General features: G+C 38.9%; 13 protein-coding genes and 9 pseudogenes. 12 read left to right on the top strand and 10 right to left on the bottom strand.

Annotated elements, in window-relative coordinates; translation table 11 throughout:
* Positions 1-592: 592 nt before the first annotated feature.
* From BTN49_RS21200 to BTN49_RS09880, 4 genes and pseudogenes are all read right to left on the bottom strand, one after another.
* Positions 593-841, bottom strand: coding sequence for a hypothetical protein (locus tag BTN49_RS21200; RefSeq protein ID WP_190319268.1), 249 nt, complete (start codon positions 839-841; stop codon positions 593-595).
* 527 nt (positions 842-1,368) lie between these two features.
* Positions 1,369-1,539 (bottom strand): annotated as a pseudogene (locus BTN49_RS18280) (IS5/IS1182 family transposase); the annotation flags it as partial.
* A 285-nt stretch (positions 1,540-1,824) separates the two neighbouring features.
* Positions 1,825-3,807, bottom strand: a complete 1,983-nt coding sequence (locus tag BTN49_RS09885; RefSeq protein WP_097357042.1) for a replication initiator protein RctB domain-containing protein — start codon at positions 3,805-3,807, stop codon at positions 1,825-1,827.
* Positions 3,808-4,458: 651 nt separating this feature from the next.
* A pseudogene (locus tag BTN49_RS09880) lies at positions 4,459-5,384 on the bottom strand (IS5 family transposase).
* 465 nt (positions 5,385-5,849) lie between these two features.
* Between BTN49_RS09880 and BTN49_RS21195 the strand changes: the two are divergent.
* From BTN49_RS21195 to BTN49_RS22540, 7 genes and pseudogenes are all read left to right on the top strand, one after another.
* Positions 5,850-6,044 (top strand): IS1 family transposase, encoded by a 195-nt coding sequence (locus tag BTN49_RS21195; protein ID WP_394336677.1) that lies wholly within the window; start codon positions 5,850-5,852, stop codon positions 6,042-6,044.
* A gap of 1,154 nt (positions 6,045-7,198) precedes the next feature.
* A pseudogene (locus BTN49_RS22545) lies at positions 7,199-8,081 on the top strand (IS982 family transposase).
* Between the two features lie 114 nt (positions 8,082-8,195).
* Positions 8,196-9,457: pseudogene (locus tag BTN49_RS09865) on the top strand (IS256 family transposase).
* A gap of 720 nt (positions 9,458-10,177) precedes the next feature.
* Complete coding sequence (locus BTN49_RS09860) at positions 10,178-11,386, top strand: ParA family protein (protein ID WP_097357040.1); 1,209 nt, start codon at positions 10,178-10,180, stop codon at positions 11,384-11,386.
* Between the two features lie 3 nt (positions 11,387-11,389).
* Positions 11,390-12,355: a ParB/RepB/Spo0J family partition protein gene (locus BTN49_RS09855; RefSeq protein WP_097357039.1), complete on the top strand. Its 966-nt coding sequence runs from the start codon at positions 11,390-11,392 to the stop codon at positions 12,353-12,355.
* Positions 12,356-12,425: 70 nt separating this feature from the next.
* The gene (locus BTN49_RS09850; RefSeq protein WP_097357038.1) at positions 12,426-14,489 is read left to right on the top strand and encodes a tRNA(Met) cytidine acetyltransferase TmcA; all 2,064 of its coding nucleotides are present in this window, start codon (positions 12,426-12,428) and stop codon (positions 14,487-14,489) included.
* 90 nt (positions 14,490-14,579) lie between these two features.
* Positions 14,580-15,461 (top strand): annotated as a pseudogene (locus tag BTN49_RS22540) (IS982 family transposase).
* Positions 15,462-15,792: 331 nt separating this feature from the next.
* Here BTN49_RS22540 and aroG read toward each other — a convergent pair.
* Both aroG and BTN49_RS21175 read right to left on the bottom strand, forming a co-directional pair.
* Positions 15,793-16,848: a 3-deoxy-7-phosphoheptulonate synthase AroG gene (gene aroG, locus BTN49_RS09840; RefSeq protein WP_097357061.1), complete on the bottom strand. Its 1,056-nt coding sequence runs from the start codon at positions 16,846-16,848 to the stop codon at positions 15,793-15,795.
* A gap of 420 nt (positions 16,849-17,268) precedes the next feature.
* Complete coding sequence (locus BTN49_RS21175; protein WP_097357060.1) at positions 17,269-17,547, bottom strand: helix-turn-helix domain-containing protein; 279 nt, start codon at positions 17,545-17,547, stop codon at positions 17,269-17,271.
* A gap of 405 nt (positions 17,548-17,952) precedes the next feature.
* On the opposite strand from BTN49_RS21175, the pseudogene BTN49_RS22535 reads away from it, so the two are divergent.
* The 3 genes and pseudogenes from BTN49_RS22535 to BTN49_RS13345 all read left to right on the top strand — a co-directional run.
* Positions 17,953-18,062: pseudogene (locus BTN49_RS22535) on the top strand (IS982 family transposase); the annotation flags it as partial.
* A 107-nt stretch (positions 18,063-18,169) separates the two neighbouring features.
* Positions 18,170-18,259 (top strand): transposase, encoded by a 90-nt coding sequence (locus tag BTN49_RS18275; protein ID WP_223823814.1) that lies wholly within the window; start codon positions 18,170-18,172, stop codon positions 18,257-18,259.
* An 81-nt stretch (positions 18,260-18,340) separates the two neighbouring features.
* Positions 18,341-18,694, top strand: coding sequence for a transposase (locus BTN49_RS13345; protein WP_146679358.1), 354 nt, complete (start codon positions 18,341-18,343; stop codon positions 18,692-18,694).
* Between the two features lie 204 nt (positions 18,695-18,898).
* On the opposite strand, the gene BTN49_RS09825 is transcribed toward BTN49_RS13345, so the two are convergent.
* Complete coding sequence (locus tag BTN49_RS09825; RefSeq protein ID WP_223823815.1) at positions 18,899-19,096, bottom strand: SlyX family protein; 198 nt, start codon at positions 19,094-19,096, stop codon at positions 18,899-18,901.
* 212 nt (positions 19,097-19,308) lie between these two features.
* A pseudogene (locus BTN49_RS18270) lies at positions 19,309-19,721 on the bottom strand (transposase); the annotation flags it as partial.
* 87 nt (positions 19,722-19,808) lie between these two features.
* On the opposite strand from BTN49_RS18270, the pseudogene BTN49_RS22530 reads away from it, so the two are divergent.
* Positions 19,809-20,253 (top strand): annotated as a pseudogene (locus BTN49_RS22530) (transposase); the annotation flags it as partial.
* Positions 20,254-20,551: 298 nt separating this feature from the next.
* Here BTN49_RS22530 and apbC read toward each other — a convergent pair.
* Entirely contained in the window at positions 20,552-21,649 is a 1,098-nt protein-coding gene (apbC, locus tag BTN49_RS09815) for an iron-sulfur cluster carrier protein ApbC (protein ID WP_097357036.1), read from the bottom strand.
* A gap of 190 nt (positions 21,650-21,839) precedes the next feature.
* On the opposite strand from apbC, the pseudogene BTN49_RS09810 reads away from it, so the two are divergent.
* Positions 21,840-22,053: pseudogene (locus BTN49_RS09810) on the top strand (transposase); the annotation flags it as partial.
* Between the two features lie 121 nt (positions 22,054-22,174).
* Here the strand turns inward: BTN49_RS09810 and BTN49_RS13335 are convergent.
* Positions 22,175-22,363 (bottom strand): hypothetical protein, encoded by a 189-nt coding sequence (locus tag BTN49_RS13335; protein WP_146679356.1) that lies wholly within the window; start codon positions 22,361-22,363, stop codon positions 22,175-22,177.
* Positions 22,364-22,514: the final 151 nt, after the last annotated feature.

Genomic DNA, 22,514 nt, shown 5'->3' with positions numbered 1-22,514 from the left:
CATAAATTTGATATTTGACTTGGTATACCTAGTCTTATAACTTTGTTCATGACTCTCATATTTGCCAGCACTTCACTAACTTGAGTATTAATAATCACGCAGAGTAAGTTTAGGGATAAGTAACTGTTTATAGCGAAACATTGCTGTCTCTGCTAGTGATCGTTTGTGATAACCTCTGTCCTTTTTCTACTCTGTCAGTTTGTCCTCTTTTAAAGCTTCATTTTTAATGATGCCCTTCCTCCTAAGATCCCCCTTTCTTCAAGGTGGAATACTGTAGGTTATTCTTTTGTTCCTTAGTACGTGGTGACACGATCTTGTGTCATGGGTTCCATCATTACCTCCCGCTTAACTCCATGATGATCTGATCATAGGAATTGCGATTAGTTCAGATATTTGTGAAACCACACCATTTGACTGCCCTACAGCTAACATATCCTCTCTTTAAAAAAGAAGAAAAAATTACGATATAGTAAATATAATATATTTACAAGTTAATTTTATATTTAATATAGGCTGACACTTAAATTCAGATCTGAAGTGCGATACGATCCAAACAAGATACTAATGCCTTTTATTTAAAAATGACCACAGGCTACTTAAACCCTAAACATTTCTTAGATCGATAATTGATCCTTGCTTGAGCTAAGGTAATCTCTTTATCCGTGACCATTTTTAACCTCATATTTATAAAAGCACTCTGGTTCAACTTAAAAAAGTCACGCTTATACAGGTCTGAGGTTAATTCAGAAAATTCGTTGGTCAGGTAGAGGCAATTAAAGTGGATGTAATAGGTTTTAAAGTCTCGATACCCCGATTGATGGAAAGCTATCACTATCGTCATCACTTCGCTAACTGAGGGGCGAAAAGGCTTGTTTCTTTGTTTGATACCAGAAGAAATTAGGTATTTTTTCCATGCAGGGAAGAAAGTTTGGCATTTAGTTCATTGCTTATGCGCAGTTCAGGTTAGATAGGTTTCTACAGGATAAATTTAAAGTGCTAGGTAAACACTAAGAACTCATGCGCTCAGCCTACCAAGATTATCTAGTTAGACGTCATTCAAGCGTAACTTCTAAATCATCGACTACATATGCCAAAATAACTTTAAGATGTAGGTTCCAGTGAGCTTTACTGATATCATGATCAAGGCATTTGTGAGTTTAACTTCATTGTCACATCCCCTTGAAATAGAATGCGTCATTCCTATTAGGAATGATCTCCAGCTGAACGTACTGATGACTGCTGAGAACGAGCATTTTCTAGTTGTTTTGATAGCTTAATTCAGATACTAACTGCCACACTTATGACTTAGCGTGGCATTGTTGATTAAATTAGGCTTATAACGCACGGACCCCAATATTTGTTACAGTCTTAATTTATCTGCTGGCATACAGGAATACCGAGTCTTATGACTTTGTTCATTGTTCTCACATTTACTAGCGATTCCCCAACTTGAGCATTGTAATTACGAAGAGTAAGTGTAGATCTGAGCAACTGTTTATAGCGAAATATTGCTGTCTTTGATAATAAGTGTTTGTGATAAACCTATCCTTTTTCACTCCTCCAATTTATCTTCTTCTAACACCTTTACAACTTCATTTAGAAGGAAAGAGTGCTGTTCCATTGATAACTTGTTTTATCAACATGTGGATTATGCTAGTTTATTTTGATCTAGCTATAAACATCATAGTCAATAGTCAAAAAATAGGATTACAGGAGAGGGATACGATATCAATGCTTTTAGAAAAAACTTTTAAATTCCTTACCGTTTAGTTATCAGCTACAAGCTGTTGATATCAAATTGCAGTAGTTTCTAAAAAAATTATCTTATCCGCCAGAGGCGACCTCATTAAGAACTACCAGTACTGTACTATCAAGATGCCCATCAAACACTTGACGACAAATTTTACGTCTTACTGCTAGGCCTGAGATTAATCTCTCAATTGAGAGATGCCTTGAATCGTATTGGCTATTATAAAACTCGATAGTACTACTTAAGGTTTCATACGACATGATCTCGCCATCGACACGCAACCAATCAAGTTTATCCATATAGCTTTGACACTCTTCAGTGATCGTTACCACCGGATGTCCTGTCATAGTGGATAGAGCTGCAATGCTTCGCTGCATTGCTTCAGGTGAGGTATACTTAGACAAGGTGATGGTTAATTCATCCGCGTTGATTTCTACCAAATGCTTACGTAATTTTACACGACGCCCTAGACGGCCATGTCGTTTATCTTTTCGTTGAATAGGTTCAAACTCGCCATCAATGATTTGAGCAAGATAATCAAGATCTTGTTTTGGAAAAATTTCATTACGTAGTGGATTCGGCATAGTAGGTGCTAAGGAGCGTTTACCCTTGTTATATGTTTTAGCTCGAGAGAAACGGATCACTTCATCAACATTACATTTAGTATCAAAACGATAATCAGGATATTTTTTATCGTCGTCAAGTCGATAAGCGGTCAAGTGATAACCCCATAAGTTGACGGCTAATACATCTTTAGTCAAAGATTCTTTTTTTGCTAATTTTCGTAATTCACGAACTAAATCACTGGAGAAACGTCGCCATTCGATGTTTCTAGCTATTTTCTGGTTGAGATCACTCAATGTTAGGGAATCTTCTAGACGACGGGACATACGGCTTCTAAAGAGGCTATAGAGTTGAAATACCAAAGTGTGTTGACGCAGGGTTTCAGGAGGAAATAAGAAAAAGTAGTCTCGTGTCATTAATTCTTCAAAAAACGATGGCTCCCATACTAAAATGTAGAGATTAGGTTTAATACGGATTTCACCATCGTAACCTTCTCTTGGTGCCTCTTCAGATGCAGTTATTGTTCGAGCAATAAAACGAAAACGATCACTTTTGAAGCCTTCAGGCATATTTTTGCTTAACCAACGTCCTGTCAATTCATGTAGCTGAAAGTCAGTAAATTCAATTCTGTCTATACTTTCCCTGATGGAATCACGAGCAGGTCCACTGTCTTTTTTACCACGTAAGGACAAAATATCAGTTATATAGACTGGGGTTTTGTTACCAATTCGTTGCGTTTGCAATTCATAGATTGGTAAATGATGATCATGGTATTGCACTGTAAGCGTAAAAAGGGCAAACAGAGTCATGAGATCATCCACTGTCATTATTGACTTAGAGGATCGTGTTTCAATAATGGCTTTGGTACCACTGATCGCGACCATGGATTTCTGATAGTTCCTTTTCGTGCGTGGTGGGGCTAATGCTTGATCGATAATACCTGCCCAACTAGTAGGAGAAATTAATATTTGATCTTTCTCATCGGGCATAATTGGCGGTGTACCTAAGCCATGTTCGCTAAGCAATTGCTTATTTACATGGTTTTGAGCTAACGCTTTGGAGCGTTTTTGTCTAGCGATCACCTTAGTTTTCTCAGATTGTAAACCTGCTGAACCTAATACCGAAATTAATTTACTTGGATTGACAAAGCGATGCAGCATGGATTTACCGGCCAGCCCTTTTTCAAAACGAACACCTTGTTGAGTAAACAAGCCTACTTGTACAGCGGCGCGTAAACGTTGCTGAATAGCAGCACGTGTAAGAAGTCCATCTGTGGCCGTAATTAATTCCGTCGTGGATACTACACCGTCTTTTGATGTAAAACCTCGGAGTGAGATAAGATTAATTAATTCAAGGATACTTTTAGTTACACCTTTAAAATGTTCGTATTGGGGTAACCAGTCAATTAATTTCCCATGAACTTCAAAAAGGTGACCATCCTTGTGTGATCGAGGAGCTGGGATCAGGATTTTATCCGAGGAAGTTAAAGCCATTTTGTGACTGCTCCTTGCATTAACTTTATATAATTATACAGCATACTATTTCCGTAATTAAGCCATTTTTCCGATAAAATTCATAGGGAAAAATAATAATGGAATATATTTTTGGTGTTTTGTTATTAATTGATCTATTTGATTAATAATGATCTTATTGATTATATGATCTTATGATCTGGAAACTGTCTTTAGTATAAAATATTGATTTATATACGAATGTTCTTATGAGATTTCGAAACAATGATCATGGATTAGATGGAAGCATGATCATTAATTGCTGAAAGCATGATCATGGATGTAGCGAAACAATGATCATAGAAGGATTGAAAGTGTGATCATCATAAGCTATGAAAGCATGATCATAGATATCACACAACTTATCCACAGCTATCAGTACTGCTATTTCTATGGTTTCTGCTTATTTTTATCTTTTTAGGGGAAATAGTATGCGGAAATATGATCAAAGGAATGTATTTTTGACTATAAAATTAAACTCAGATCTGTCTAAAAAATAAATTTTACATGGTTACAAACCCTGTTAGGATACATGATATTTGCAGTAGTAGACAACTTGGTTGCAAGTCGTACTGACGGACTTTGTTGATTAAATCAGGGCTATGACGCACTGATCCTAATTTTTTTATAGCCTTAATTTGTCTGTTGGTAAAGAGGCATACCGAGTCTTATAACTTTGTTCATCGCTTTTACATTTGTCAACACTTCACCAACTTAAGCCTTCTAATAACGAAAAGTAAGTTTAGGGTTGAGCAACTGTTTATAGCGAAACATTGCTGTCCCTGCTAATGAGCGTCTATGATAAGCCCTATCCTTTTCCAGTCAGCCAGTTTGTCCTCTTTCAACGCTTTTATAGCTTAACATCTAGGATGTCTTTTCCCTCAGTAGCCCGCGTTACTTCGAGATGGAATACTAATCGTTATTCCTTTATTTTTCAGTACGTAGTGATATGTTTTTGTGTCATAGGCTCCATCAGTACTGACTTGCTATATCTTTCGTCGTAATGGGTTAACCAATGTAGATAAAACCTCCTTGTTACCCATAGAAACTAGGTTACCTTATGCAGCAATAACCTCATGAGTAGACACATCAACGGCAAGATGAAGTTTACGCTAAATACGCCGATTTTCCTTCCCGTGTTTACGCGTTTTCCATTCACTTTCGCCGTATACCTTTCGGACTGTGGCATAAAAAATGACGTGGGTGACAGCTTTTAGACTTGGCAAACGGTACTTAATTTTTACGGTCTTCGAAGGGTTACTAATGCAAGTTTATTTAGGGAATTTTAGCGGGACATTCATCAATGTAAAAACCAAATTGAGAAAGCCTTCTAATTCACGAAGTGGGAGTTTGAAAATACCTTGCACCATCAGTGCTATTTCAATCGAGGTATTGACAAAGATAAACCCACGGCTACGATGACCGTGATGCTTTAGACAATGCTATGCCTTAATGGTAACGTCATTCATCCAAACAGTGACTGAGCTACGGTTTACTAATGCTTGATTATATTGTTTCCAGTTGCTGATCTGGTACTTGGCTTTTTTTTCCTTTCCCATCACTACATCCGGCTTAACTTCATGATGATCTGATCGTAGAAATTGCGATTAGTTCAGATATCTGGGAAAGAACATCGTAACATATCACTTTCACTATGCTAAACAAGGTCATGTATTCAATAGAATTTGCTTCGTGTAAAATACCTATTTTTGCATGGAGATCATTTATAGTTAACGTTGACGTTAAATGTGGTTTCACCAGTACATAGAAACGGTTGAAAAGCATACTATCGTTCGTAGTGAGCCCCCGCTATCGTTTCCAGTTATGTTATCGAAGCATACTACTTGAATATACATAGACGGCTTATCAATTGGGGATAAAAGAGTAAATTGTTGAACTTGCTATGAACCATGTGCGTATCCAAGATTTTTCTCTAGGGCTACACATCAGTATTAATTCAGTTATCAGGGTTTTAAGAAACTTACACTCTCTGTGTAACCACACTCCCTCTTGATGTACAGGAAGTGGTGTTTATCTGTGAAGTAGATGAGCAATGGTCTTTCATGGGTAACAAAAATAACCAGCGCTGGCTTGACTATGCTTGGGAGCCTCGATTGAAGAAAATCAATGCTTACGCATTAGGTTGTCGTGAGAGAAGAAATTCAATTTACTTTTCAAGTTGTTATATATATAATAGTGTGGTACACGGACATTTATAATGTGTAGGCTATCTCTTATCGAGAATAAACACATTGTTGGCAAGCGCCCTCCGTCAAGTAAATTTATGATAAAATGATCGGTACATTCATTGAATATGAGTATTGCCTTTAAATTATAATGAACCCATTGAATACATGATTCATTTGTTCTTCTAAATGTTCTCCTAAAAATAGGAAGGAAAGCTTGACAGAAACCGTTGACATCGGAGAAGACAGCGTCTGAATCATTTATTCTCAAGTTCTTGTGCGCAACTCCGATTAAAATATAAAATTTTCACTAAATGAGTGTATAATCAATGCTCTGTGGTAAGTCTAAGGTTCTAAATTGAACCTACAACCCACGTATTATAGCCGGTAGGTAATATGTGTCCGATCATCGAAACGATGATCAAGTAGGGTACGTTGTCTTTCAATATTACTTAGTAAATCCTTGCTGTGCAGTGAAATTATGATTTATTATATTAGTTTATTGGATTCAATCTAGTATTGAAAAGGCATTAATCGTAATCTGGACGACCCTTGATATTGTTCCGACATCCGAGTCCTAGCGAGTTGATTGCGTCAGCCCTTGATCATGATTTCAGTAGGTCATCTAGATCTACTAGTGTCTGTTGAACTTTGCTGCATAAAACTCGTTCAACAATACAACGGTGGCCATATTAACGTAAATGCCCGTGATACTATGCTAACTTGAATTCTTGTAAATCTGTCATATCTACTTGAAATTGAATGACATAATTTAATTATGCCAAAGGCATTTTTCACTAAATTATGATACATATATAAGGACCAGTTTATACTACTTCTATCGATATTTTTCCCCATGATTTCGCTTGAAAATTCCGGCATTCCTACCTTTAGACTCTCCATGTTCTATGAATGACGTGCTGTAACAACCTTTGCCAGCAATTATTGTATTGACTTCGGCAAGGGGAGTTGTTGATTAAATCAGGCCTATAACGTACGGATCCCAATCTTTTTTACAGTCTTAATTTGTCTTCTGGCGAACAGGCATACTGAGTCTTATAACTTTGTTCATCTCTTTCACATTTGCCAACGCTTTACCAACTTGAGCTTTGCATAAGAAATGAACTAAATGCCAAAGTCAAGATCTGATCGTTGAAAAAAACTATCGACCGCATAAGTACTTGAGTATAAATAACTTATACGCTGTTTTCGTCGATGTTGACGACTTCTCTAGATTTTCCTCCATACATGGGAAAAACACCTCATTCTTTCCAGTATCAAACAAAGAAATAAACTTTATCGTCTCTATAGTTAGCGAAGTGATGACTATAGGGATATCTATCCATGAATCTGGGTATCTAGACTTTAAAACTTATTACATCCACTTTGTTTTCTGCTATTTCACCACTGAATTTTCTGAATTAGTCAGCTATATGAAAATGCTCAGGCTCATGCAAGGTGTTCTGGTTTCTCTTTTCTATTACCTCACTCACCGTTAGGCAAGGCCGATAGGGATTGCCTTCGTTGATTCATCCAAACTACAGGTTTGTTACAATCTACGTATTTTCAGACATCAAGTTTTTAAAGGTACCGCGAAGCGAGGAAAAGGAACGATGTGGTGGTTCTACGGCTTCAAATTACACCTTATTATCAATGACTAAGGTGGCATTATCTCAGTCTGAGTGACAACGGTTAACGTGGATGATAGAAAGCCTGTATCTGAAATGTCTGACGAGCTTTGTGGTGTTTATACGGAGATAAAGGTTATATATCTGATCTATTGTAGTGGAAACTTGCAAATAAGGGAGTGACACTAATAACGGGTGTAAAAAAGAATATGAAACCCAACATGATGAAACTTTGGGATCGCCTGATACTCCGAAAACGCTTTATTATTGAAACCGTTTTTGACCAACTAAAAATATATCCCAAATCAAGCATTTTCAGCAACGTAGTTGCATCAGCTTTATGGCCAACTTGTTGGTAGGGCTCATCGCGTATTCATTTCAACCAAAGAAGCCGAGCATCAAGATGACTAGGTTTGATAAGCAAGCGCTTATGCAGATCTAAGGTTGAATAGGGTTCTACATAGCTATAGTGATTTCTGGTGTATGGGTAGGAAATAATGCGGTGTAACCTATTTATTGGTCTCGCCTAATCAACAACCAACAAGGAATACACCGCATGGGCAATAATAATAACGTTACCGAGCTTCATAAACTAGGAAATCCGCTTAATGAACTGCTGAAACAAGGCGCACAGCAGTTGTTTGTTCAAGATATAGAAGCCGAGGTTCAATCCTGACTCGATAATTTTATATCACTCCAAGCTAACGGAAAGTAGAAAGTGGTTCGCAATGACCATTTGCCTGAGTGGTACCTACAAATTGGGTTAGTTAACATTACCGTCAAAGTCCTAAAAGTTCGAGATAGAACAGGGAGCGAGATCAAGTTCAATAACACACTGGTTTCACCCTATCTCAAGCGAACTAAAAACATAGAAGAGCTTATCTCTTGGCTCTATCGGTGGGGGATTTCCACGGGCGATATGCAGCCAGCCTTGGAATCGCTCTTAGATAAGTAATCTAAGGGGTTGTTAGCAAACAGAGTTTCTCGACTTAAGCAGCAGTGGGAAGCTGAATATGATCAGTGGCGTAAGCGCGTCCTAAGTAGACGGTGGTATGTCTACATTTTAGCCGATGGTGTTTACTGCAAAGTTCGGATGGATGACAAGCTTTAGCTGCTTATTATCCTCGGCGTAGATGATGCCGGCCGCAAGGAAGTTTTAACCGTTGTCGATGGGTACAGGGAATTAGAGATCCGTTGGCTTGAAGTTCTGTCAGAGGTAACGTACCAAGGTATCAGTATCGCTCTTGAACTCGCCATTGGTGATGGTACTCTCGGTTTTTGGAATGCAGTGACAAAGCATTGGTCAACAACGCGTCATCAGCGCTGCTGGGTACACAAAATGGGCAATGTATTAAACAAAGTTCCAAAATCTGTTCAACCAAGAATGAAAAAAACTCTTCACGATATCTGGATGGCGTAAACACAACAAGAGGCACAAAAAGCCTTCAGACGGTTCGAAATACGATATGGTACTAAATATCCTAAAGCAGCGGAGTGCCTGACCAAAGACAAAATAGAAATGCTGGCATTTTACGATTTCCCTACCGAGCACTGGACATATATTCGAACGACAAACCCATTGAATCAATGTTTGCAACGGTGAGGTTAAGGACAAACAAAATCAAGAATTGTGGAAACCTACAAACGACACTGGAAATGGCCTGTAAACTGATGCGAACTGTTGAGGTTAACTGGTGTAACCTGCAAGGCTTTAAATTTCTCGTGGATATCATCAAAGGTGTGAAATTCAGAGATGGTATTCATAAAACAAATGTCAATCATCAGGATACTGTTCTGGAAGCTGTACACAAGACTTGACTATAGCTCTGGCTCTACAGCCTAGATTTAAAGCGCTGGGTAGGAATTAAGCACATATGTCCTCACCTTACTTTTAGATGAGTAAGATATAAAATAACATAGGAATGATGATCAAGAAGAGGCTAAACTACGGTCAATGTAATTTCGATAAGGAAAATGTGCAAGGTTTCAACATACATACTTCCATTTATTAAAATAATTTTGTACAAAATATCGTTATTTTTCGAATTAAAATCACCTATCTAACTGTTTTAATTTGATTTAATTTAATCGTATATTCTACGTGTTGCAATAACGGTAACTTGATCATCCTTCCGAAGAAAAGAACCTCTGCCATTTTCACTATCTGCATAGCTGCTTATGCAAAAATAAACAGACTACAAACTGTCAATAATATTGATGAGGAACACACGGCATCTTGCCGTTGATGTGTCTACTCATGAGGTTATTGCTGCAGAAGTTAGCTTAATTTCTCTGGTTGATTATATTGTTTTTAATTGCTGATCTTGTGCTTAGCCTTTCCCATCATCACCTTTCTCTTAACTTCATGATGATCTGATCATAGGAATTGTAATTAGTTCAGATAGTTGGGAAACAACGCCTTGACGGGTCATAAAGTGATCTAAATACTCATTATTTACCATTATTTCAGCATTTTATTGAACAATATTCTAAATGCTGTACAGTGTGCCTTGATTCTCTTTTGTTGCGAAAAGAAATATGAATAGGAATAAGACGATACAAAACCTGCTGTCTATTGCAAAGCAAACGAAACAAGTTCAATCAGACCGTATTGAGATCGTGATGGAAGAACGTCATGACCAATTGTTTCCTCCAATGTCAAAAGCACTGATGGAAATACGTTCAGGTTTAACACGCCGCAAACTTGACGAAGCGATTGGTCGTATGGAAAAAGTTGGCCATCAATTCACAAAGAACAATGCAAACCATTATTCCATTACGTTGGAAGAAGCTCACCAGATTATGGAACACGCGCGAATGCCTGCGTTTCATGAGGGTAAAGCCACAAAGTATAAGTCTTGGGTTATCAACATACAGAATCAGAAAGGAGGGACTGGTAAATCGATGAGTGTAGTGCATTTAGCCGCTTGCTTAGCATTAAACATTGAAAAGCGCTATCGAATCTGCTTGATTGACCTTGATCCTCAAGGATCGTTGCGTCTTTTTCTGAATCCACTAATCAGTGTCACTGAACAAGAAGGGATATATTCAGCGGTTGATGTGATGCTTGAAAATACACCACAAAAAGCTGACAAAGAGTTTATGCTGAGGAATGTACTTTTACCGACACAATATCCAAATTTGAAAACCATAGCTGCCTTTCCAGAAGATGCAATGTTCAATGCGGAAGCGTGGCAAAATATGGCTATCAACGGGTCGTTGAATCTAGTTAAATTACTGAAAAATAAAGTTATAGATATTATTTCCAGTGAATTCGATATCATTATGATTGATACCGGACCTCACATTGATCCTCTCGTGTGGAATGCTATGTATGCATCAAATGCATTGATCATTCCGTGCGCTGCAAAACGTTTAGATTGGACATCGACGGTAAATTTTTTCCAGCACTTACCGACCGTTTATAAGATGTTTCCGGAGAATTGGTCTGGCCTTGAATTTGTACGCATGCTTCCAACCATGTTCGAAGATGATAACAAAAAGCAAATCTCAGTATTAACAGAAATGAACTATCTGCTTAGCGATCAGGTTATGATGGCTACAATTCCTCGTAGCCGCGCGTTTGAAACCTGTGCCGATACTTATAGCACTGTATTTGATCTAACTTCACAAGACTTTGAAGGGGGAAAAAAAACCCTATCTACCGCACAAGAAGCCGTTTACCGTGCAGGACTGGAACTTGAGCGAGTACTTCACAGTCATTGGTTGCAACTCAATCAGGAGTGATAAATGGCTATTAAAACCTCTGAACTAAATGCGCTTTTGTTTGGAAAAGCAGACAAGCGTCGAGCTACAACAGTGCTGGAGGCGCAGAAAGCTGTGTCTGAAAAAGCTGCCGTTATCGAACTTGCTGTGGCAGGTGAGCAGACCGTTGAGTTCCAATTGATCTGCGTATCTGCAGGAGAAGTGGTGTCTCGAACGTCAGTGTTTATTGAAAACGCCCGAGAGCAATCGTTCCTCAATGAATTCGCACTGTCAGATATATTGGTGACGTTCAGAGAACACGGTCAACAATATCCAGCAGTTGGCCGCTGGGTTGATGGTGACAAGATAGAAGTCCTCGATGGTAGTCGCCGTCGTATGGCCTGTATTTTTACCAAGAAAGATTTTCTTATTTACGTTGCTAGTGGTATCAATAGCAAGCATGCTAAATTCCTATCTGACGTCGCCAATGCACATAAACCGTTGTCGTTGTTTGAACGTGGAAAAGAAATGCAAGCGATGCTTCATCGTAAAGAAGTACTCGACCAAAAAGAACTTGCAAAAGTCTGTTTATGTAGTGAAGCCTTGGTCAGCGGAGCCTTGAAAGCGGCGGCATTACCATTACAATTGTTACAGGCTTATCCAAGCGTAGATGAACTTGGTCGTCCGACTATTGTGAAGCTGCATCGTCTTTTCTTTTCGTTATCGGATGATGAGAAATCCCAACTTTTTACTAAGTTAGAACAAGAACCTCTGTGGGAAACCGTAGATTTACAGGGAGTTAGCAGGATCACTCGCAAAGTCACAATTAATATTGAACAGTGGCATGCTTCACTGAAGTCACCAGTAGAACATACCACGTCAGCGGTAGATCTTGTGAAAGGTCGCGCTAACTATCGTCATAAAGGCGATTATCTATCGATTAACTTGAAGAAAGTGAGTGATGTAGATGTTCAAGCAATCTTAGATTTTATTCAAGCACAACTTGCATAAATATTTTTTACAGTTTTCTTGTTAATCATAAATCCGGCATAATGTAAGTGATAGATAACAGGTATTGGTAATGACTATGACTCCCAACTCTTTCCTCAATACGCTGCAGAATACAGCAACACAATATCATATCCGCTTCCCAGTATTTATAGAAGGCAGCATTGATTTTTCCTTGTTATTAATTAATTGCTGCAATAACGTGACACTGGTGAGCAATACCCTTTCTGATGCGTTGCCATGGTGGCAGGTAAAGAAGTTTCTTGGTCAAGAAACGGGATCGCTTGCGCTTGATATCCGACAAGGGATGGATGTTGAAAAACTCTGTGCACTAGTGGGATGTGTTAGGGGAGGGGCTTTGTTGTTCTTTATCCTTGGTACTGATCTTTCTCTTTGTCCAAGCCGATTTTATCAGCGGTTTATGCGATTTTTCCGTCACCCGAGCACCGCATATATCAACGAAGATGGTGATGTTCATTTACCAGAATTCTGTCGATATTCTACCGAGGAAACAATCCGTAGTAAGAATGTCCTAACCTCAACAAAATCTGCTGGTATTACCTTATGTCAATCACAAGCGATTGCCGCAGTGGAGCATGTGTTTAGTGGACATCGACGTCGACCTGTTTTGTTAATTGCGGATCGTGGTCGTGGTAAGTCGGCTGCGATGGGGATGGTGGCGCAATCAATTCTACAGTCAGGTAAGAAAAGGATATTGGTGACGTCGCCAACAATCTCAAATGTTGAGACTGTGTTTAAGCATGCTGCCGCTAACGTTCCTTGCCGACGTGAAAACAAGTATCGGCTGGTCTTTAATAATGATAGTGTGCTCCAATTTGTAGCACCTGATGCGTTATTACGAGAGCTACCAAAATGTGATTTATTGCTTGTCGATGAAGCCGCCGCGATACCAATGCCAATGTTGGATCGTATGGTCGTGAAGTATAGCCGTATTTGTTTCTCCTCAACTGAACATGGCTACGAGGGAACTGGGCGTGCATTCAGTACCCTATTTCGTACTCTACTGAATGAAAAAACCAAAGGCTGGAAAGAAATAAAGCTTGTTCATCCAGTACGTTGGGAGGAAGGAGATCCCCTTGAAAATTGGTTATTTGATGCGTTTCTGTTTGATGTGGAGCCTACTTTTCCTTCAGGTTGCAATGACATTGATATACGTATTATAGACCAAGATGTTCTTATTCAAGATGAAGTGTTACTGCGTCAGTTATTCGGAATTCTTGTCTCGACGCACTATCAAACATCGCCTAACGATTTGATGCCGTTACTTGATGACGATTCTATGAGCATATTAGGCGCGTATTCTGGGAAGATATTGGTAGGTGCTCTCTTGGCTAAACAAGAAGGGGGAGATGATATGGCGTTGGCTTCTGATGTGGTGATGGGAAAAAGGCGTATACGAGGGCATTTGCTTTTGCAAAGTTTAGCTTTCCACACAGGAATTGTTGAGGTTCTGTCATCACCTCTGTTACGAATTTCTCGTGTCGCGGTGTTGAAACAGTGTCAACAACAAGGCGCAGGATCTGCCTTAATCTCCGCGTTAGAACGTATAGCTAAGGCATGTGGAACATTTATGGTTGGTACGAGCTTTGGTGCAACGCCAGTACTTTTGCGGTTTTGGTTATCTAAAGGTTATCGTCCAGCTCGCATGGGCGTCCAGAGAAATGCTGCGAGTGGTACCTATTCACTTCAATTAGTGAAATATCTCATCCATGCACCTCATTGGCTTGATGATATATTTACGTTATTTTCAACGAATTTCCTATATCAAGTATCAGAACAGTTTGAAAATATGGATGCCTGTCTCGTTGCTATGTTATTCACGAATATGGATGCTGATGCGTTGCTGCTGTTAAAACCTGAACGTCGACAAGTTGAGTTATTTGCACACGGGGTGTTGGGGTATGATCTGGTTGTTGGTAGTCTCGTTATTTGGTTTAAACATTGGCTAATGAATAGAGATAGAGAGTATACATACGACCTTGAGTGCCTGCTATTAGTGAAGCGCTTGTTACAACGACAAGGCTGGGAAAAAGTAGCTCGACAGTATGGTTGTCAGGGACGTAGGGATACGGAAATGATGATTCGAGATTGGATTTCCCAACATTATTGCCAATAACTAACCTGAGCTGCGCTCAAGAAATGAACTAAATGCCCAAGTCAAGATTTGATCGTTGAAAAAAACTATCGACCGCATAAGTACTTGAGTATGAATAACTTAGACGCTGTTTTCGTCGATGTTGACGACTTCTCTAGATTTTCCTCCATACATGGGAAAAACACCTCATTCTTTCCGATATCAAACAAAGAAACAAACTTTATCGTCTCTTAGTTAGCGAAGTGATGACTATAGGGATATCTATCCATCAATCTGGGTATCTAGACTTTAAAACTTATTACATCCACTTTGTTTTCTGCTATTTCACCACTGAATTTTCTGAATTAGTCAGTTATATGAAAATGCTCAGGCTCATGCAAGGTGTTCTGGTTTCTCTTTTCTATTACCACACTCACCGTCAGGCAAGGCCGATAGGGATTGCCTTCGTTGATTCATCCAAACTACAGGTTTGTTACAATCTACGTATTTTCAGACATCAAGTTTTTAAAGGTACCGCGAAGCGAGGAAAAGGAACGATGTGGTGGTTCTACGGCTTCAAATTACACCTTATTATCAATGACCAAGGTGGCATTATCTCAGTCTGAGTGACAACGGTTAACGTGGATGATAGAAAGCCTGTATCTGAAATGTCTGACGAGCTTTGTGGTGTTTATACGGAGATAAAGGTTATATATCTGATCTATTGTAGTGGGAACTTGCAAATAAGGGAGTGACACTAATAACGGGTGTAAAAAAGAATATGAAACCCAACATGATGAAACTTTGGGATCGCCTGATACTCCGGAAACGCTTTATTATTGAAACCGTTTTTGACCAACTAAAAATATATCCCAAATCAAGCATTTTCAGCAACGTAGTTGCATCAGCTTTATGGCCAACTTGTTGGTATGGCTCATCGCGTATTCATTTCAACCAAAGAAGCCGAGCATCAAGATAACTCGGCTTGATAAGCAAGCGCTTATGCAGATCTGAGGTTAGATTGATGAGAAGATATAATAATTGTCATTATTTCACTGAATGCAAGGCGAAAAGGTTTATTTTTTGTTTTGGAACATGAAATCCGGGATTTTTTCCAAGGAGGAAATAAAGTTTGATAGACATCAGTGAAAACAACGTCTGAATTGTTTATCCGAAGATTCTTATGCAACGAATAGTTCGACTTAAACGATCAGATCACGACTTGGGTACCTAATTCATTTCTTATACGCCGCCTAGGTTAAGTATAAAAAATGAACGATGAAATGACGAGGTATCCAAGATGTTTTCTCTGATAAGAGACAGTATAAGAATTAAAATGGTATCGTTATTTTGATGCGCGACGCTCACGAACAGCATCAGTCAGGCGCTGCAATACCTTCTTGGTATCTTCCCAACCAAGGCATGCATCAGTTATACTTTGACCGTAAACAAGCGCTTTGCCATTAACTAAATCTTGACGACCTTCTACCAGATGGCTTTCAATCATCACGCCAAAAATCGCGTTGTTCCCACCTTCAATCTGATTTGCAACATCATTCACCACGACAGATTGACGTTTATAATCCTTGCAGCTGTTTCCATGGCTGCAATCAATCATTAGCTTTTTCCGCAGTTTTGTTGCATGCAGTTCTTCCAAAACTGCAAATACATGTTTAGCGGAATAGTTCTGCTCTTTGCCACCACGTAGAATAATATGGCAGTCTTTGTTGCCTGCAGTTTTAACGATTGCTGAATGTCCATGTTTCGTCACTGACAGAAAATGATGAGGTGACTCCGCAGACCGAATGGCGTCAATAGCAATTTTTGTATTACCGTCGGTGCCATTTTTGAAACCTACTGGACAAGATAGACCTGATGCCAGCTCGCGATGGACTTGAGATTCCGTAGTACGGGCACCAATTGCCCCCCAACTGGTTAAGTCAGCCATATACTGCGGTGTGATCATGTCTAAGAACTCACCCGCGGTAGGCAAACCCATATCCGTAATATTAAGTAGTAATTTACGACCCATACGAAGACCGTCATTGAGTTTGAAGCTATTGTTCATATACGGATCATTAATCAAACCTTTCCATCCTACTGTTGTACGTGGTTTTTCAAAATAAACACGCATGATGATCTCTAGTTGAGCGCTTAGTTTTTTACGTAATACGTTAAGCTTTTTCCCGTATTCAATAGCAGCATTTGGATCGTGTATAGAACACGGGCCGATAATAACTAACAATCTGTCATCTTTACCGTTTAGGATATCGTGAATAGTCTGACGAGCATTAAACACAGTCTCAGATGCACTGTATGTAGCCGGAAACTTTTCTAAAATTGCTACCGGTGGCAAAAGTTCTTTAATGTCTCTAATACGGATGTCGTCTGTTTTATAAATACTCATCATTTTACCTTACTATTTTTACTCACGACTGCTTTGTTTCTACCAAGTAATGCAGGCTACTTACATGTGCCGCTAACTTATCGCCAATCAACATCGAGTGCAAACTTACTTTTACGGATATTAAATTGCCCTCCGTCATCTGAAATGCACAGATGTTCTATCTTGGTAATTTCCTTATTACTGACCTCGTTGAGGTCAGTTTACTTGGGTAAAAATTACCCTATCAGACCCTTGGTTTGCTGATTCAGCTTCCGATTACTTGACCGATAAGGTCTAAAAAAATAGGAATCAGCGTCTGTGATTTCAGCAATCTATTTATAACCTTATAATTCTGTAGGGTGTGCCATGATGGGGAAGATCCTTGTAGAGAATTCTACCATTACCCCTGTCATTTTATATACCGGGAAGCGTGCTTTAACTTAGCAGTATATCGTGCTTTAGAGCCAGTTTTTGGCTAACCATATTGGGTGACGTATGCGTGCTGAGACATTCATGAATGAACATTTTAGTTCTTTCTGAAATACACAAGTTCTTGGTGTTGTAGCAGGTTTCTTTAGCCTGTTTTGATATAAGGCAATGACAGTATATGCCATGAAAATTATCTGGGATATGGTGATTTATTTCTCGACTGATAGTAGAGTGAGCTACGCCAAGTATTCGAGAAATCTGGTTAAAGGAATCACCTTCACCAATCGTTACTCAATATAAAATCGGTCATTGTCATTTAACTGTTGATGAGCCATGCAGATCTCCAAGCCAAAATAGGATACGGAGAATGTACTTTAATCTGGCTGACTCTCCGCTAGGTTGTGTATTTTACTTGATGGAGGGTGTTTTCTAATTGTGAATGGTAATATATGGCGCTGTTGATTAAATCAGGCTTATAATGCACTGATCCCAATTTTTTACAGTCTTAATTTATCTGCTGGCGAATAGGCATATCGAGTCTTATAACTTTATTCATCGCTTTCATATTTGCCAACGCTTCACCAACTTAAACATTGTAATAAACCTGAGCTGCACATAAGATCTGAACTAAATGACAAAGTCTAGATCTAATTGTTTAAAATAAACTATTGACTGCACAAGGATTTGAGAATGAATAACTTAGACACTGTTTTCGTCGATGTCGACGACTTTTTCAGATTTTCCTCCATACATGGGAAAAATACCTAATTTCTTCCGGTATCAAACAAAGAAACAAGCCTTATCTCCTCTTCAGTAACGAATTTTCTGAATTAGTCAGCTACATGAAAATGCTCAAGTTCATGTAAGGTTTTCTGGTTCCATTTTACTCTTACCTCACTCACCGTTAGTGATTGCCTTCGTTGATTCGTCTAAGCTACAGGTTTGTCACAACCTAAGTATTCTCAGACATCAGGTTTTTAAAGGTACCGAGAAGTGAAGAAAAGGAACGATGTGGTGGGTCTACGGCTTCAAATTATACCTAATTATCAATGACTAAGGTAGCATTCTCTTAGTCTAAATGACAAGGGCTAACGTGGATGATAGAAAGCCTGTGTCTGAAATATCTGATGAACTTCTGGGTGTTTATACGGAGATAAAGATTATATCTCTGATCCATTTGAGCGGGAACTTGCAGACTAAGGGAGTAACACTAATAACGGGTGTAAAAAAGAATATGAAACCCAAAGTGATGAAATTTTGGGACCGCCTGATACTCCGGCAACGATTTATTATTGAAACCATTTTTGACCAACTAAAAATATATCCCAAATTAAGCATTTTCAGCAACGTAGTTGCATCAGCTTTATGGCCAACTTGTTGGCAGGGCTCATCGCGTATTCATTTCAACCAAAGAAGCCGAGCATCAAGATAACTCAGCTTGATAAGCAAGCGCTTATGTAGATTTGAGGTTGACTAATAGTTTTAATTAAATTATAAGATTGAGACTTGTACATTTAGTTCATTTTTCTGCGCAGATCAAGTTAATATATTAGTGGTGTTTTTTGTGGATGTAAAATTAATACGGATATAGAATGGATAATAGGCTACTGATCTTTAAGATCATAATATAGTTGTTTTAGTAATGTGGAGGAGCTTCATTCGTATTTGCAATATTCTCAGGTTCCATTGTTCTCAACTCAGTAATGATGAAGGTAATTCTCTCGTTTATTTTGTCTAGAGATATTTGCTGTTGGATCATTGCACCATTCAGTTCTTCAATAGTCAGATCCTGAAACGCTAGTTTCATTTCAAGATAATCAATCCGTTTTTTCATCTGTAATTCCGTCTCGATCATGGTGCTTTCAATCTCCCTTATGTTTTCTAGATTTGTGCTATATGAACGACAATGCTGAGAATCATATGTCCTTTTTAGATTAAAGGTAACATCATACACCCCAGAGCGTTGGAATGTGTATTTTATGCATCTACGGGGCGTTGTTGATTAAACTAGGCCTATAATGCACTAATCCCAATTTTTTACATGTCTTAATTTGTCTGCTGGCGAACAGGTATACTGAGTTTTAGAACTTTATTCATCGCTTTCACATTTGCTAGCGCTTCATTAACTTGAGCCTTGTAATTACGAAGAGTAAGTTTAAGGTTGAGTAACTGTTTATAACGAAACATTGCTGTCTCTGCTAATGATCATTTGTGATAACTCCTGTTCTTTTTCACTCCGCTAGTTTGTCCTATTTTAAAGCCTTTACAGCTTGATTTCTAGGATGCCATTCCTCCCAGTATACCGCGTTGCTTTTAGGTGGGATACTGGGTGTTATTCTTTTGTTTTTCAGTACTGGGTGACATGCTCTTGTGTCATAGGCTCCATAAGCACTGACTTGCTATATCTTTCGTCGTAATGGGTTAAGCAATATAGGTATAACCTCATTGTCATCCACAGCGGTGTTATTTCCAAAAGATCTGAACTAAATGTCCAAGTCGAGATCTGATCGTCGGAAATAAACTATTAACTACACAAGGACTTGAGCATGAACAACTTAGACTCTGTTTTCGTCGATGCCGACGACTTTTACCAAACTTTCCTCCCTAGATAGGAAAAACACCTAATTTATTCCGGTATCCAACAAAGAAAGATGCCTTCTTGCCTCTTAGTTAGCGAAGTGATGACAATAGTGATAGCTTTCCATCAATCGGGGTATCGAGACTTTAAAACCTATTACATCCACTTTATTTTCTGCTACCTTACCAACTAATTTCCTGAATTAGTTAGCTACACGAGGATAAGCTCATGCAAGGTGTTCTGGTGCCACTTTGTTCTTACCTCACTCACCGTCAGGGATTGCCTTCGTTGATTCGTCCAAGTTACAGGTTTGTTACAACCTACGTATTTTTAGACATTAGGTTTTTAAAGGTACCGTAAAGCGAGGAAAGGGAACGATGTGGTGGTTCTACGGTTTCAAATTACACCTTATGAACCTCAGATCTGCATAAGCAAACACTTATGCAGATCTGAGGTTACTGATATGTTCCACCAAAAGAAAGCCGAGTTTATACATATGCAAAGGTTAATCAGTCTATTTTACAGGGATTTAACGATGAAATAAGCACACCCCTACACTCCAGTAGGGAGTGTTTACTGACTCTATGCTCGACGTTATCCATTTTTAATGGAACGCACTAAACCTACAAAGGGATGCCTTGATCATGCGATCAGTAAAGCTAGCTGTGGGCTGTATTTTAACTTGTTTTAGTATAGCTCCCTCACGATCATTTACTCTATAGTAGTAATCAATATTTGCGTAGATACACCTTCACAGTTCCAATACAGCTGACTAGCTATACGTAACGCCATCTGACGATATATTGCAGAATGTTCACTGTCCGGTCTACTCGCAACAGTCGGCATTCCCGCATCAATGTCTTCACGAATACCTATATGCAACGGTATTTGAGCCAGAAGTAACAATCCGTATTGAGATGCAATTTTTTGCGCGCCCCCTTCACCAAAAATAGCTTCATGATGACCACACTTGTTACAGATATGATAACTCATATTTTCGACTATTCCCAATACGGGTACCGAAACTTTTTCGAACATTACTATACCTTTAATCGCATCAGCAAGCGCTAAGTCTTGCGGTGTCGTAACAACAATCGCAGCACTAACTGGGAATTGTTGTGCCAAGCTCAATTGAACATCACCAGTGCCTGGTGGCATGTCGACAATAAGATAATCTAGATTTGGCCAATTGGTTTCATTGATTAATTGAGCGAAGGCTTTTGATGCCATTGGCCCACGCCATACCATGGCTTTCTCATCAGATACTAAATAACCAATTGAATTACTGTAGATATTATATGCCTCTACTGGCTCCATGGTTTTTCCATCTAATGTAATAGGCTGCTTACCTTTAGTTCCAAGCATTAAAGGTAAAGATGGTCCATAAATGTCCGCATCGACCAATCCTACTTTTGCTCCTTGCGCGTGAAGGGATAGAGCGAGATTCGCGGACGTCGTTGATTTACCAACGCCACCTTTCGCTGAACTAACGACAATGATATTTTTTACACCTTTGAGGTGTGGTCTCATTCCAGTCTTTATTATCGCTACGCGTTGAATGATATTAAAACTAGGTAATGAGGTATTTTGTTCCATTTTATCTTCAAGCCACATATTAAGTTCGGAGATCAATGTACCAGCTGCAAAAGGAAAGATAACTGTTACTTCCTTGGTGCTAGTACTCGATTGAGTAACAATACCTGGTTTATTCGCCCAGAGATTGATTAAGGACGGATGTTTAAATCTATTAAGAAAATCAGCAGCAGCCAGTAAATCTATTTTTTTTGATTTATTACGACCAAATATCATGGCGGGTAAAGTATCCTTATTGTAATCCCATAAAATTCTTGGAACCTCTTAGCCTAATTGAAATTAGTGTGATTCCTACTGTTTTCTCAGAAATCTTAAATTCAAGTCTGAAGGGCATTTTTTCCCTAAATATCTGAACTAATCACAATTCCTATGATCAGATTATCATGGAGTTAATCGGGAGGTGATGATGGGAAAGACCAAGCACAAAGTCAGAAACTGGAAACAATACAATCAAGCATTAGTGAAACTGTGGTTTAGTGACTTTTTGGATAGATGTCTCTGCTATTAAGGCATGGCATTGTCTAAATCATCATGGTCAGCGTAGGCGTGGGTTTATATTTTCGGATACCGCGATTGAAACGGCATTGATAGTGAAAGGTATTTTAAAACTCAAATTTCGTTGATTAACCTCAGATCTCCTGTTTGCGAAAGCACCTACTTACTTGCTAGATTGCGAGCCGATAGATCTTGAGCAATTTTAGGACAATAAGTGCTGTTATGATGGTATCTTTTTAACTCTCGCTAAACTGAAGAACGATGATACTTGATTGTCTTTGCGATATAGGTGATTGGAATTTCCCGTGAGATATAGTGATTTCTGTTGTATGGGTAGGAAATAATGCTGTGTAACCTGTTAATTGATCTCACCATACCAACAACCAACAAGGAATACACCGCATGGACAATAATCATAACGTTACCGAGCTGCATAAACTAGAAAACCCGCTTAATTAACTGCTGAAACAAGGCGTACATCAGTTGTAGGCTCAAGCTATAGAAGCTGAGGTTTAATCCTTGCTCGATAATTTTACATCACTCCAAGCTAACGGAAAGCAGGGAGTGGTTCGCAATGATCATTTGC

The organism is Candidatus Enterovibrio escicola, assembly GCF_002464935.1.
In the GTDB taxonomy this organism is placed as follows: Bacteria; Pseudomonadota; Gammaproteobacteria; order Enterobacterales; family Vibrionaceae; genus Enterovibrio; species Enterovibrio escicola.
The sequence above is the reverse complement of the archived record's forward strand: the minus strand, read 5'-3'. Positions and strand labels throughout refer to the sequence as shown.

Excerpts from the sequence above, each read along its gene's own strand:
- BTN49_RS21200 (WP_190319268.1), bottom strand. The coding sequence starts at position 841 with ATGACGATAGTGATAGCTTTCCATCAATCGGGGTATCGAGACTTTAAA.
- BTN49_RS09885 (WP_097357042.1), bottom strand. The coding sequence starts at position 3,807 with ATGGCTTTAACTTCCTCGGATAAAATCCTGATCCCAGCTCCTCGATCA.
- BTN49_RS09860 (WP_097357040.1), top strand. The coding sequence starts at position 10,178 with ATGAATAGGAATAAGACGATACAAAACCTGCTGTCTATTGCAAAGCAA.
- BTN49_RS09855 (WP_097357039.1), top strand. The coding sequence starts at position 11,390 with ATGGCTATTAAAACCTCTGAACTAAATGCGCTTTTGTTTGGAAAAGCA.
- BTN49_RS09850 (WP_097357038.1), top strand. The coding sequence starts at position 12,426 with ATGACTATGACTCCCAACTCTTTCCTCAATACGCTGCAGAATACAGCA.
- BTN49_RS13345 (WP_146679358.1), top strand. The coding sequence starts at position 18,341 with ATGACAAGGGCTAACGTGGATGATAGAAAGCCTGTGTCTGAAATATCT.
- BTN49_RS09825 (WP_223823815.1), bottom strand. The coding sequence starts at position 19,096 with ATGAAAAAACGGATTGATTATCTTGAAATGAAACTAGCGTTTCAGGAT.
- apbC (WP_097357036.1), bottom strand. The coding sequence starts at position 21,649 with ATGATATTTGGTCGTAATAAATCAAAAAAAATAGATTTACTGGCTGCT.
- BTN49_RS13335 (WP_146679356.1), bottom strand. The coding sequence starts at position 22,363 with ATGCAGCTCGGTAACGTTATGATTATTGTCCATGCGGTGTATTCCTTG.